This is a genomic window from Sphingomonas sp. ABOLE (assembly GCF_003950455.1).
Taxonomy (GTDB): domain Bacteria; phylum Pseudomonadota; class Alphaproteobacteria; order Sphingomonadales; family Sphingomonadaceae; genus Sphingomonas; species Sphingomonas trueperi.
In genome coordinates this window covers 166257-178891 of sequence record NZ_QQWY01000003.1, presented here as the reverse complement: position 1 = coordinate 178891, position 12635 = coordinate 166257, and the positions used below count along the sequence as shown (strand labels likewise).

At 68.7% G+C, this 12635-nt stretch carries 9 protein-coding genes; 1 reads left to right on the top strand and 8 read right to left on the bottom strand.

Annotated elements, in window-relative coordinates:
- Window positions 1-3 precede the first annotated feature (3 nt).
- The 4 genes from CA234_RS03420 to CA234_RS03405 all read right to left on the bottom strand — a co-directional run bounded on the left by CA234_RS03420 (window position 4) and on the right by CA234_RS03405 (window position 6037).
- The gene (locus CA234_RS03420) at window positions 4-2391 is read right to left on the bottom strand and encodes a glycoside hydrolase family 31 protein (protein WP_126000875.1); all 2388 of its coding nucleotides are present in this window, start codon (window positions 2389-2391) and stop codon (window positions 4-6) included.
- Entirely contained in the window at window positions 2388-3644 is a 1257-nt protein-coding gene (locus CA234_RS03415; protein ID WP_126000874.1) for an MFS transporter, read from the bottom strand. The genes CA234_RS03420 and CA234_RS03415 overlap by 4 nt, the downstream gene beginning before the upstream one ends.
- An 84-nt stretch (window positions 3645-3728) precedes the next feature.
- A complete protein-coding gene (locus tag CA234_RS03410; protein ID WP_126000873.1) occupies window positions 3729-4511 on the bottom strand; it encodes a DeoR/GlpR family DNA-binding transcription regulator in 783 nt (260 codons plus the stop codon).
- Entirely contained in the window at window positions 4511-6037 is a 1527-nt protein-coding gene (locus CA234_RS03405) for a glycerol-3-phosphate dehydrogenase (protein ID WP_126000872.1), read from the bottom strand. The genes CA234_RS03410 and CA234_RS03405 overlap by 1 nt, the downstream gene beginning before the upstream one ends.
- Window positions 6038-6149: 112 nt before the next feature.
- On the opposite strand from CA234_RS03405, the gene glpK reads away from it, so the two are divergent.
- On the top strand, window positions 6150-7634 hold the full coding sequence (glpK, locus tag CA234_RS03400) for a glycerol kinase GlpK (protein WP_126000871.1): 1485 nt from the start codon (window positions 6150-6152) through the stop codon (window positions 7632-7634).
- A gap of 48 nt (window positions 7635-7682) precedes the next feature.
- Here glpK and CA234_RS03395 read toward each other — a convergent pair whose 3' ends face one another.
- The 4 genes from CA234_RS03395 to CA234_RS03380 form a co-directional block, all read right to left on the bottom strand.
- The gene (locus CA234_RS03395) at window positions 7683-9140 is read right to left on the bottom strand and encodes a carbohydrate porin (RefSeq protein WP_126000870.1); all 1458 of its coding nucleotides are present in this window, start codon (window positions 9138-9140) and stop codon (window positions 7683-7685) included.
- A gap of 168 nt (window positions 9141-9308) precedes the next feature.
- A complete protein-coding gene (locus CA234_RS03390) occupies window positions 9309-10334 on the bottom strand; it encodes a helix-turn-helix domain-containing protein (protein WP_164521696.1) in 1026 nt (341 codons plus the stop codon).
- 123 nt (window positions 10335-10457) lie between these two features.
- Window positions 10458-11384 (bottom strand): VOC family protein, encoded by a 927-nt coding sequence (locus tag CA234_RS03385; protein ID WP_126000868.1) that lies wholly within the window; start codon window positions 11382-11384, stop codon window positions 10458-10460.
- A 67-nt stretch (window positions 11385-11451) separates the two neighbouring features.
- On the bottom strand, window positions 11452-12459 hold the full coding sequence (locus CA234_RS03380) for a LacI family DNA-binding transcriptional regulator (protein ID WP_126000867.1): 1008 nt from the start codon (window positions 12457-12459) through the stop codon (window positions 11452-11454).
- Window positions 12460-12635: the final 176 nt, after the last annotated feature.

The window sequence follows — 12635 nt, the reverse complement described above, 5'->3', positions numbered from 1 at the left end:
TTTTTAGTTCCCGTCTTGCCCGTTTTGTTGCATCGACGCCACACTGACAGCGCTGCCACCCTCGATAACTAGCTTGCGGGAATCGTTACTTGGTAGCAACAAGGTTATATCGGTGCTATCCAATTGCATACCTGCCGATGTAACATGAACCACAACTCGATTTGCCCGCGCCTCTCCCTCAATCTGCCAGCGCACAACCGCTTCATCGGCGCCGACCGCATCTTCCATCGCTTCGCAGCGGAACGCGCCCTCACGCGGCGGGAACAGCCACAGGCCGCGGCGCGGCGCATCCGGCCGCCAGCCGCCCTCCGCCAGGTCGACCAGCATCACCGAACCGGCCCGCGCGAACAGCGGCGGCGGCCCGTCCAGCGGCGCGGCGACCGTCACCCAGGCCCCGCCGGCGAAGGTCTCGCCGGTCCATACATGCGTCCACTCCGCCCCGGCCGGCAGATAAAGCCGCCGCTCGGTCGCGCCCTGCTCCACCACCGGCGCGGCGAGCACGTCGGGCCCGAGCAGATGCTCGTCGCTTTCCGCCCAGCAGTGCGGATCCCGGGGGAAGACGGCCCAGGTCGGCAGCACCATCGGCATATAGTCCGAGTGATAGCGGTGCAGCAGATCGTGGAAGAACGGCACCAGCCGCTGACGCAGCCGCATCAGCGCCCGGATCGCGGGCAGCGCCTCCGGGTACATCCAGGGCTCATTGACGGTCCGATCGTCGTTCCAGCTATGGATGCTGAAGCGCGGCATCAGCACGCCCGCCTGCACCCAGCGGACCAGCAACTCGGCGTCGGGCGCCGGCCCGGCGAACCCGCCCACGTCGTGCCCGCTGTTGGACACGCCCGACAGCGCCAGGCCGATCGCCATTCGCGCATTGTAGCGCAGCGTCTTCCACTCGGTGCGGTTGTCGCCGGTCCAGGTCTGAGCGTAGCGCTGCAGCCCGGCCATGCCGGCACGGGTGACGACATAGGGGAGTTCGTCCGGCCGCGCCTCGATCTGCGCGCGGCGTGAGGCGCGCATCATCAGCAGCGGCTGCACCGGCCGCATCGCCGCGGCGGGCACCGAGGTCCCGAAACCGGCGAAGCGGGCGCGTGCGTCCCACACTTCATATTCGTTGTTGTCGTTCCAGGTCGAGCGGATGCCCTGGTCGAGCAGCGCCGATGTCACCTGCCCGCGCCACCAGGCGGCGGCGTCGGGATTGGTGAAGTCGATATAGCTGCCGACTTCGTCCCAGAACTGCGCCTCGACCGGCTGGCCGTCGGCGTCGCCGACGAAATAACCGGCGGCAGCGACCTCATCATAGCGCGGGTGGCTGCGCAGCAGCGCGGGCTTGATGTTCGGCACCAGCTCGACGCCGGCGTCGGCATAGCTCTTCACGAACGCCTTGGGATCGGGGAACTTGTCGCGGTTCCAGTGGAACACGTAGCGCTTGTCACCGATCGAGGTGTAGCCCGAGGAGAGGTGGAACGAAGTGCAGCCGATGTCGTGCTCGGCCAGCTTCTCCAGGAACCCGCCCATCTGCGCCGCCGCGTCGGGCGCATCGGTATAGGTCATGGTCGAGCCCGAATAGCCGAGCGACCAGCGCGGCATCAGCGCCGGACGACCGGTCAGCCAGGTGAAGCGCTTGGTCACCGCCAGCGGATCGGGGCCGGCGATCATCCACAGATCGACATCGCCATGATCGGCGACCATGTGCCGGTAGAAGCCGTGGTAGTTGTCGAGCTCGCGTCCGAAATCGAACGCGACGTCGGCCACCGTGTCGTAGAAGGCGCCGTGGCAACGCCCCGCCTCGTCGGCGACCAGCACATAGGGAATGGACTTGTACTGCGGATCGCTCGTCTCCGCGTCATAGCCCATCGGATCGAGGTTGGTCAGCCGGAAGCTGCGGCCGGCCCGGTTCGCATCGCCGGTGCGGTCGCCCAGGCCGTAGAAGCGCTCGCCCGGACGGCGCGCGACATAATGGTGCGCCTTGCCGTCCCACCAGCCGAAATCATAGGCATGGGTCGGCCGATCCTGCGCCATCAAGATCCAGTCGTCGCCGTCGCGCTGTTCCCAGCAGCAGTGCAGCCCGTGCAGCCGCGCGGTGAGGCGGATGCGGTCGGTTTCCAGCACCAGCTGCTCGGCATCGTGGAACAGCCGATAGTCGGGGCAGGCGAAGCCGGAGACGTCCATCCGGTCGCGGCCCGGCTCGGCGATGTCCTCCTGCCCCGGCGCGATCGCCCAGCTGGGCGGGCTGGTGACGGTGCCCCCGGGGAGCAGCAGCAGCCGCACCATGTCCTGCTCGAGCACGAACAGGTGCGCGACGGCGCCGGTATCGGATTCCAGCGTGATCCGCCCCTGCCCCTCCTCGGCGACCGTGAACCGCGGGGGATTGGAAAGCGTGGCGCGTCTCATTTCACAGGCTCCGGAAGGCGAAGATGGCGCAGGCCGGCGATCAGCACGACCGCGCCGACGATGTCGAAGACGGAAAGCATGCCGAACAGCGGCGCATAGCCGACGGTATCGGCCAACTGCCCGATCAGCAGCGAGAAGAGCAGCCCGCCCACCCAGCCGGCCTGGCCGATAAAGCCGTTGGCGGCGCCGACTTCCTCGGCGGTGAACACGTCGGCGGAAAGCGTGTTGATCAGCACCGAGATCATCTGGTGCGCGAAGCCGCCGATGCAGAACAGCGCGATCGCGCTATAGGGGCTCGACACCAGCCCGATGCAGCCCGGCGCGATCATCAGCACCGCCGCCAGCGCGACACCCGCCACACGCGAGGCGATCAGCGGCAGGCGGAAGCGCTGCACCAGGAAGGGCGAGAGATAGCCGCCCAGCACCCCGCCCAGATCGGCGGCGAGGAAGGGCAGCCAGGCGAACAGCGCGATCTGCTTGAGGTCCATGCCCCGCTCGGTGGCGAGGTAGAGCGGGATCCAGAAGCTGAAGGTCTGCCAGGCCGGCTCGGCGAGGAAGCGCGGCACCGCGATGATCCAGAAGCGCGCGGTGCCCAGGATCTCGCGCGCCGAGGCACGCCGGGCGAGCGGCTTGGGCCGTCCCTCGGCGATCAGTGCGCGTTCCTTCTCGGTGATCTTCGGATGGCTGCCGGGGCTGCGATAGAAGATCCACCAGGCGACCGACCAGAGCAGCCCCACCGCCCCGGTCACCACAAAGGCCATGCGCCAGTCGGTATAGATCATCACGATGGCGACGACGGGCGGCGCCAGCAGCGCGCCGAGCGACGTACCGGCATTGAACCAGCCCACCGCCACCGATCGCTCGCGCGCCGGAAACCATTCGGCGATCGCCTTGATGCCCGACGGGATGGCCGCGGATTCGAACATGCCGAGCAGCCCGCGGAAGAACATCAGCCCCAGCCATCCCGCCGCGAGCGCATGCAGCATGTTGGCGACCGACCACGCCGCGCCGAACAGCGCGAAGCCGGCGCGCAGCCCGATCCGATCGACGATCATGCCCGCGATCGGCTGCATCACCGTATAGGCGAGCTGGAAGCCGCCGACCACATAGCTGTACTGCTCGGTGGTCATGTGCATCACGGTCTTCAGCTCGGGCGCGAGTACGCCCAGCGAGTTGCGTGCGAGATAATTGGCAATGGTGCCGGCGCAGATAAGCCCGACGATCCACCAGCGAAGATGGGCAATACGCCGCATAAACCTTTCACTGCCCTCTCTGAACGGCCCCCCGGCCATTCTGTTCTTCGGTTTCGGCAATCCTGCACGGATTGGCCTGACCAATCAAGTGTCCGTCTGTGTAACCTTCACTTGCCCCGCAGCGCAGGCGGCAGCGATACCGGGATGTAGGAGGCGATCGGTGACCAAATGATCAACGACTCCGATCTCGGCGATCCGCACCGGGGCTGGCCTGCCGAACTTGGTCTGGTCGGTTGCGAGGATCACGGTGCGCGCCTGCTCGATGATCGTCTGCGAGACGCGCACCTCGTCCATGTCGAAATCGAGCAGCGTGCCCTCCTCGTCGATCGCCGAGGCGCCGATCAGTGCATAATCGAGCTTGAAGCCGCGCAGGAAATCCATCGCCAGTGCGCCCACCACCGCACGGTCGCTGGCGCGCACCCGGCCGCCGACCACCACCACCTCGATCGTCGGCACCCCGCCGAGGATATCGGCGACGTTGAGATTGTTGGTCACCACAAGCAGGTTTCGGTGCTGCACCAGCGCGCGGGCGATCGCCTCGGTGGTAGTGCCGATATTGATGAACAGGCTGGCGCCGTCCGGCACCAGCGCCGCCGCCGCCGTGCCGATCGCGGCCTTGGCTTCGGCCGCGACCTGGCGCCGCGCCTCGCGATCGAGATTGTCGACCCCCGAGGTCACCACCGCGCCGCCATGGACGCGCGAAAGCATCGCCTGTCTGGCGAGCTGGTTGAGGTCGCGGCGGATCGTCTGCGGCGTGACCTCCAGCGCCGTCGCCAGCGCCTCGACGCTCACGCTGCCGGTGCGGCGGGCGAGTTCGAGGATCCGCGCATGGCGCCCCGCGACCAGATCGGGCAGGTCCTCGGCCATCAGGCCGATCGCGCCATCCGCCGGGGCTCGCCCGCGAGATACTCCGCGAGGCGCGCTTCGGTACCCTCGGGTGCGTGCAGCCCCAGCTTGCTGCGGCGATAAAGGATGTCCTCCGCGGTCACCGCCCATTCGTTGGCGCGCAGATAGTCGACTTCGCGCAGCGTCAGCCCGCCGCCCAGATCGGCGCCCAGATCGAACGGAGTCATCGCATCACCGAGCAGCGCATGGACCCGCGTGCCATAGGCGCGGGCGAGCCGCCGCAGCAGCTCGGCGGGCATGCCCGGTCGCGCATATTGCAGACTGGCGACGAAGCGATCGAAATCGCCCTCGGGCAGGTCGCCGCCGGGCAGCGCCGCACCCGCGGTCCAGGCACCCGGCGCCTGCGGGAAGAAGCGCGCCAGCTCGGCCATCGCGTGCTCGGCGAGCTTGCGATAGGTGGTGATCTTGCCGCCGAAGATGCTCAGCATCGGCGCGCGGTCGTCGTCGCCATCGAGGTCGAGCACATAGTCGCGCGTCACCGCCGAGGCGTTGCCGGCCTTGTCATCATAGAGCGGGCGAATGCCGGCATAGCTCCACACCACGTCCTTTTCAGACGGCGGATCGGCGAAATAGCGCGCGGCGGTATCGAGCAGGTACCGCGTCTCTTCGGCACTGATCTGCGCCTTGCCCGGCGCGCCTTCCCACACCTCGTCGGTGGTGCCGATCAGCGTGTACTTGCCCTCATAGGGCACGGTGAACACGATCCGGCGATCGGGGTTCTGCAGCATGAAGGCGTGGTCGCCCGGATAGAGCCTGGGCACGACGAGATGGCTGCCCTTGACGAGCCGCAGCCCGCGATCTGCAACCACGTCCGGCACGCGGCCCAGCACGTCCGCCACCCAGGGGCCGGCGGCGTTGACCAGGGCCCTAGCGCGCACCGTGCGCTCACCCGCGTCGTCGGCAATGGTTGCGATCCATTCGCGCCCCTCGCGCCGCGCCCCGCGCAGCGCGGTGCGGGTGCGGATGTCCGCGCCCTTCTCCGCCGCATCCATCGCGTTGAGCACCACCAGCCGGCTGTCTTCCACCCAGCAGTCCGAATAGACGAAGGCCTCGCCCTTCGCCGTCTTGAGCCCGCGCCCGAACGGCGTGCGGGCGAGGTCGATCGTGTCGGTGCCCGGCAGCTTCTTGCGGCCACCGAGATGGTCGTAGAGGAACAGCCCCAGCCGCACCATCCAGGCCGGGCGCGGCGACTGGGTCTGGGGCAGCACGAAGCGCAGCGGCCAGATGATGTGCGGCGCCATGCCCCACAGCCGCTCGCGCTCGATCAGCGCCTCGCGCACCAGCCGGAACTCGCCATATTCGAGGTAGCGCAGCCCGCCATGGATCAGCTTGGTCGAGGCCGAGGAGGTGTGGCTGGCAAGGTCTTCCTTCTCGACCAGCAGCACCGACAGGCCCCGCCCCGCCGCGTCGCGGGCGATGCCGGCGCCGTTGATGCCGCCGCCGACCACCAGCAGATCGAAACGCTCCTCGGAATGTGCGGCCGCCATGCTTCGCCTCATGTTCGCTATTTTTCGTTTATAGCATCAAGCGAACATAAACGAAAGCGTTGACGCGCGAACGAAAATCTACGAGCGTCCGAACGAACATAGGAGGGGCTTGGTGGACCGGAATCACATTCTCGCGATCGATCAGGGCACCACCTCGACGCGCAGCGTGATCTTCGATTCGGCGGGCCGCCGCGTCGCCACCGCGCAGACCGAATTCGAACAGCATTATCCCGACCAGGGCTGGGTCGAGCATGACCCCGAGACGATCTGGCGCGACGCGCTGACCACCGCGCGCGAGGCGCTGCTCAAGAGCGGCGTCGGCGTGGCGAGCATCGCCGCGATCGGCATCACCAACCAGCGCGAGACGACCTTGGTGTGGGACCGCACCACCGGCGCGCCGATCCACCGCGCGATCGTCTGGCAGGACCGCCGCACCGCCGATCGCTGCCTGCAGCTCAAGGCCGAAGGTGTCGAAGCGGAGGTGCGGGCACGCACCGGTCTGCTGGTCGATCCCTATTTTTCGGCGACCAAGCTCGGCTGGATTCTCGACCATGTGCCGGGCGCACGGGCGCGGGCCGAGCGCGGCGAGCTCGCCTTCGGCACGATCGACAGCTTCCTGCTCTGGCGGCTGACCAAGGGCGCGGTGCATGCGACCGACGTGACCAATGCCTCGCGCACGTCGCTGTTCAACATCCATACGGGCGAGTGGGACGCGGAGCTGTGCCGGCTGTTCGGCATTCCGATGGCGCTGCTGCCCGCGGTGCACGACAATGCCCATATTTATGGGATGACCGATCCCGAATGGTTCGGCCTGCCGATCCCGATCGCCGGCATGGCGGGGGACCAGCAGGCGGCACTGTTCGGCCAATGCTGCTTCGCGCCGGGCACTGCCAAGTCGACCTATGGCACCGGCTGCTTCCTGCTGCTCAACACCGGCGAAAAGGCGGTCGCCTCCGAACATCGGATGCTCACCACCCCCGCCTACCGCATCAACGGGCGGACCGCCTATGCGCTGGAAGGCTCGATCTTCGTTGCCGGTGCTGCGATCAAATGGCTGCGCGACGGCATCGGCGTGATCACCCATGCCCGCCAGACCAACGACATGGCGACGCGCGTGTCTGACAGCCACGGCGTCTACATGGTCCCTGCCTTCGTCGGGCTCGGCGCGCCGCACTGGGACCCCGAGGCGCGCGGCGCGATCTTCGGGCTGACGCTCAGCGCCACCCAGGCGCATCTCGCCCGGGCTGCGCTGGAGGCGGTGGCCTACCAGACCTACGACCTCGTCGCGGCGATGGTGCAGGATGGCGGGGTGCGACCGGCGATGCTGCGTGTCGACGGCGGCATGGCGGCAAACGACTGGCTGTGCCGCTTCCTCGCCGACATTCTCGACGTCGCGGTGGAGCGACCCGACGATCTGGAGACCACCGCGCGCGGCGCCGCCTTCCATGCCGGGCTGGCGGTAGGTCTGTGGTCGGGGGTGGACGAACTCTCGGCGATCTGGTCGCGCCAGGCGTGCTTCGAGCCGGCGATGGAGGCCGGACACCGGACCACGCTGCTCGCCGGCTGGCACGACGCCCTGCGGCGGACGCTGGGGTGATACTTCATTCTCTAGCCCCTCCCTTCAGGGGAGGGGCTTGGATGTACCCTACAACGTCAGCGCGAACTTCAGGCCGAGCACGCCGACATCCTTGGCGTTCTTCACCCCGCCCGGCTGGTGGATCCACTGCACGTTGGGCTGCACCACCAGCCACTCGGTCGGCGACACGCTGTAGTAGAGCTCGGCCGCATATTCGGCATCGCGCGCCGGCTTGCCCGCGAGGCGATCCGCAGTGTCGATCCGCCCGTTCACATTGGTGCGCGCGACCGCCAGGCCGATCACGTCCCCCGGCAGGCTCGGCGCGAGCCCCTTGTAGAACAGACCCACCGACACCTGGTTGTCGGTCAGCGAGGTCGCGCGATCGGCGAAGGTGACATTGGCGAACATGCTGAAGCCGGTCAGCGAGCGCCCGTCCTTCGAGGTGCCGGTCAGCTGCTGCTGGACGCTGGCGAACACGCCGTAGCGGCTCGAATGCTGGAGCGGCGCGAGGCCCGTCACCGCGCGCGGCTGGCGGTTGATGTCCAGCACCAGATCGTCGCCATCAGCGGTCGAGACCCAGCCGCCCAGCTTGTACGAGCCGACATGGCCCTTGTCGCCGCCGCGCGTCCAGCCGATCTCGGCGGGGAGCAGCACGCCCGTCGCGCCCTTGAAATGGCCGATGAAGAAGGTGCTCTCCAGGTTGCGCGGGTTCACCTCATAGGCGCCGCCCTGGACATAGACACCGGGGGCCACGTCGACATGGACGTTCGCGCCCCACTGGCTGACCGGCCAATTGTACCAGTAATCGCCCGCGAGATTGCCCGGCTGCGCGCCGCAGAAGCTCAGATTCTGGAAGTGGCAGGAGAAGACCGCGAAGTCCTCACCCGGATTGGTGCGGCCCAGCTTCACCTCCACCTTGTCGCCCAGCTTCTGCTGGAGCCACAGCTGCGTCACGCGCACGGTCTGGCCGCGGCCATAGACTTCCTGCACCTGCTGCAGCGCGCCAAGGCCCGCGGTGGTGGTGAGGTCGATGCCGCGGCGCCAGGTGACGGTGCCCTGCAGCGCCGCCCCGCCCCAGCCGAGCAGCTTGTCCAGATCGAGCAGCGCGCCGACGTCGAACTGGCCGGTCTCGGCCACCAGGCTGCGGTCGCCGCCGGTGAAGTTGTAGGCGGTCTCCGAGGCATAGCGCGCCGACAGGCCGATGCCGCGCTCGCCCAGACGGGTGCGGATGTCCTGCCAGTCGCCGATCAGCCCCGGCGGCGGCGAACTCTGGGTGTCACCGGCCAGCGACGACGGCGAGGGATCGCGCGGGTGGAGCATATGGCTGCGCGCGCGGCGCTGGGTATCGGCGCGCGGCCCGGAGCCGGCGTCTTCCTGCGCCGTATCGGGCTTGGGCTTGTTCAGTTCGTCCGCCGGTGGCGGCGGTGCGCCCACGTCCACCTGCTGCGCCAAGGCCGGCATCGCCGATCCGAACGCCATGATCGCGAGCAGGGCCCCCCGCCCCGCACGCCAATTCCCACGCTTCATTGCATATCCTTTTAGCTCGCGGCGCACCAAAGAGCCGAGCGGCCTTTTGGTTGCGTGGCGGTGCAAGCCCCGAGCTCGGGGAGCGGCACGCCGCGCCGCATAGGGGATGGCGTGCCCTGGCGCATAGGCCTTTGGCGCGAACCCATACCAAGGGCTGCCCGATCCGCGTCAGGCTGGAAGGCGGAGCGTTTCCATCGTGCGGATCCAGTGCGGCAGCAGCACGTCGCCGGCGCCGGCCTCGGGCTGGTGCAGCACCAGCCCGGCCCCGGTGCGGGCCTCGCTGGGCGTGATGCCGAACGCCGCCTTGAACGCGCGCGAGAAGGTGGACCAGTCGGCGAAGCCCCAGCCATAGGCGATCTCGGCGATCGACTTGCCGCGCTGCGCCGCGTCCCCCAGATCGCTCAGCACCCGCTCCAGCCGCTGGCGCCGGATGAAGTCGCCGATGCTGCCCAGCGGCGCAAAGGCACGGTAGAGCGAGGCGCGCGACATGCCCATCGCGCGGGCGACCATGTCCGGCCCGAGCTCCGGATGCGCGAGATTGGCGCGGATGAACCGCTTGATCCGGAACAGCGCCGCCACCGCGACCGAGGCGCGCGGCCCGCTCTCCTGCAGGGTGGGCGCGATCAGCCCACCCATCATCAGCCCCGTCGCGCGGGCCACCGCCAGCGCATCGTCCGCGCCCGCCTGCGGCAGCCGCTCGACCAGCATCCGGGCATGCTCGCCCAGCAGCTGCGCGGCCAGCGTCTCGCGGCGGAGCACCAGCCCGTGCAGCCCGTCGAGCCGCGGCTCGTCGAGCCCCAGCGCGCCGTGGTGGACCACCATGCTGATGTTCTCGCAGCCATCGGTGCGGGTGGCGAAGGGGCGGGTCATGTCGGCGACGCAGATGTCGCCGGGGCGGGTCACTATCGCCTCGCCGTCGTGCAGCCGCACGTCGCCGCCGCGGGTGATGATCTGGACCAGCACCGCCTCGACCCCGGTCTGGGCGACCTTGCGGATGTCGCGGTCGTAGTGGAACGCCGCGCCCCACATGCGCGAGCGGCCGATCAGCACCGGGCCGGCGTTGAACCCGTCGAGCCCGACGCTGAACGCGTCCGACACCGCCTCGCGCCGGGTATCGAAGATCGGATCGACCGATTCCGCATAGGCGTCGAAGCGCAGTTCGGGCGGTGCGTTCGAGACGTTGAAATAGGGCACACCGGGCGGCTCCGCCCGGACCCGTAAGTTCCGCTGTTCCTGCACCTCCCCCATCTACCTTGGATTCGTAACGCATGCGTTGTGTTTTGCACAGGCTTGCCGTCCCAGCCGTGGACAAGCGTGTTACGGGTCGGGACTCTCAGCGGTGAAGGGCGAGCAGCACGGCTTGGTCGCGGGCTTGAACTCCATCAGCTCCACCCGCGTGCCGTCTGGATCGTAGAAATTGGCCTGCCACTTGCCGTCGAGGCCCATTTGCGGGCCGTCATGGCGCGAGCTCAGCCGGTTCTCGCGGTAGAGCGTCGTCACCGCCGCCTGCATGTTGACCACGCCGAGCGACAGGTGGTTGAGCACGCCCAGCTGCCGCGCATCCACCTTGTCGAGCGTCACGTCCGAACCCTCGCCCACCATCATATATTCCAGCCAGTCGCGCCCGTCTGGCAGCTGCTGCGACACCCAGTCGACCTTGTCCGCGTGGAAGGCACCGAACCAATAGGGGCGGAAGCCGAGCAGCGTGCGGTAGAAGCCGTCCTGCTTGGCGCGGTCGTGCACCGCATGGCCGACATGGATGATCCGCCCGCTGATCGCCCCCTTCTCCGCCGCGGTGGCGGCGCTGCCGGGCTGGACGAACTGGACCTGGTTGCCCTCGGGATCGCGTCCGCCGAACCATTGGTCGCCGCCCTCCCCGCGCCGCACCGGGGTCAGATCGCGCACGCCGCGCGCGGTGAGCCACGCGCGCAGCTTGGCGGCATCGGCGGTGATATAGCCGACATGGGCGAGCATGCTCGGGCCATGGTCCTTGGGCGCGGGCAGCACCTCGACGAACTGGCGCGGGCTGAAATAATAGCGGACGCCTGCCGGATCTTCCGGGTCGGCGCCCTTCCGTGCGCCGAGCACCACCCGGTAGAAATGATCGCTCGCCGCCATGTCGGTCGCATAGACGGCGAGGTGCGAGATGCCGGTGATCGGCGGCCGGACCGCGTCCGGCGGCGCAGCGCCGATCATCGCGGCGGCGATCAGCCCGAGCGCGGTAAGCTTGCGGAACATCGGCATCGTGTCTCTCCCGGCAGGCGATGCTTTCGATCGCCTTTCCTGCAGCATAGCACGCAGGTGCCGCGTGTCACCGGGGGGTCGGCGCGGGCCCCGTGCTGGCGCGGCGAATCAGCTCATGGGCGAGCGTCAGCTGCCGCTCGACCGGCTCGCTGCCGCGCAGGATGCCGACCAGCAGCTCCACCGCGCGCTGCCCGATCATTCCCTTGGGCTGGGCGATGGTGGTGAGCGCCGGATGGAAGAAGCGCGCCAGGGGCAGGTCGTCGAAGCCGATCACCGAGACGTCGCCCGGGCAGGACAGGCCGGCGGCACTCACCGCGCTGATCGCGCCGAGCGCCATCTCGTCGCTGAAGCAGAAAAATGCGGTCACGCCTTCCGCGATCAGCGCGCAGGCGGCGCGGTGGGCGGAGTCGGCGCCGTAATCCCCCTCGCGCAGGTGCAGCCGGTCCCTGAGGCCGTGGCGATCGGCCGCGCGCAGCACGCCGGCCAGGCGGTCGCGGCTGATCGGGCTGATCGGTGGCCCGGTGATGATGCCGATGTCGCGGTGGCCGAATTCGACGAGATGCTCGATCGCGTCGGCGCTGCCGGCGGCATTGTCGATATGCACGCTCGGCACGCCAAGCTCGGGGCTGTATTCGCACCCGTTGACGATCGGCGCCGACGCGCCCTCCCGCGCGACCAGCGCCTCCAGGCTTGCCGGCAGCCGGTGGCCGAGGAACACCAGCCCGTCGACCTCGCGCCGCGACAGCATCTCGGCATATTGGTCCTCCACCTCGGGATCGTGCCGGGTGTCGCCCAGCACCACCGCATAGCCCGCATCGCGCGCCGCTTCCTCGGCGCCGCGGATGACGCTGGCGAAGAAGGGGTTGGAGATGTCCGGCACGGTCAGCAGGATCTTGGCGGCGCGCAGCGTGCGCAGCGTCCGCGCCGCGACATTGGGCCGATAGTCGAGCGCCTCGACCACCTCCATCACCCGCGCCCGCGTCGCCTCCGCCACCCGCCCCGGCTGGCTGAGCACGCGCGACACCGTGGCGGTGGAAACGCCTGCGGCCGCGGCGACGTCGATAATCGTAGCCATGCAGATATCTTTGTCGCGCGCGGCAGGCCGTGTCGAGCCCTGCCAATGTAATCCTTTACATCGTATCCGGCTCTGCATAGGCTGCGAGTCGAACAGCGGCAAAGCCGCACTGGTCGAAGAGCGGCAAAGCCGCGCCGGGGGGAGAGGAAGCGCATGGTCGCTGCTGGAGGGATCAC

Bases quoted from the DNA above. Each gene is read 5' to 3' on its own strand.
- CA234_RS03420 (WP_126000875.1), bottom strand. From the start codon at position 2,391: ATGAGACGCGCCACGCTTTCCAATCCCCCGCGGTTCACGGTCGCCGAG.
- CA234_RS03410 (WP_126000873.1), bottom strand. From the start codon at position 4,511: ATGGCCGAGGACCTGCCCGATCTGGTCGCGGGGCGCCATGCGCGGATC.
- CA234_RS03380 (WP_126000867.1), bottom strand. From the start codon at position 12,459: ATGGCTACGATTATCGACGTCGCCGCGGCCGCAGGCGTTTCCACCGCC.
- CA234_RS03415 (WP_126000874.1), bottom strand. From the start codon at position 3,644: ATGCGGCGTATTGCCCATCTTCGCTGGTGGATCGTCGGGCTTATCTGC.
- CA234_RS03385 (WP_126000868.1), bottom strand. From the start codon at position 11,384: ATGCCGATGTTCCGCAAGCTTACCGCGCTCGGGCTGATCGCCGCCGCG.
- CA234_RS03395 (WP_126000870.1), bottom strand. From the start codon at position 9,140: ATGAAGCGTGGGAATTGGCGTGCGGGGCGGGGGGCCCTGCTCGCGATC.
- CA234_RS03405 (WP_126000872.1), bottom strand. From the start codon at position 6,037: ATGGCGGCCGCACATTCCGAGGAGCGTTTCGATCTGCTGGTGGTCGGC.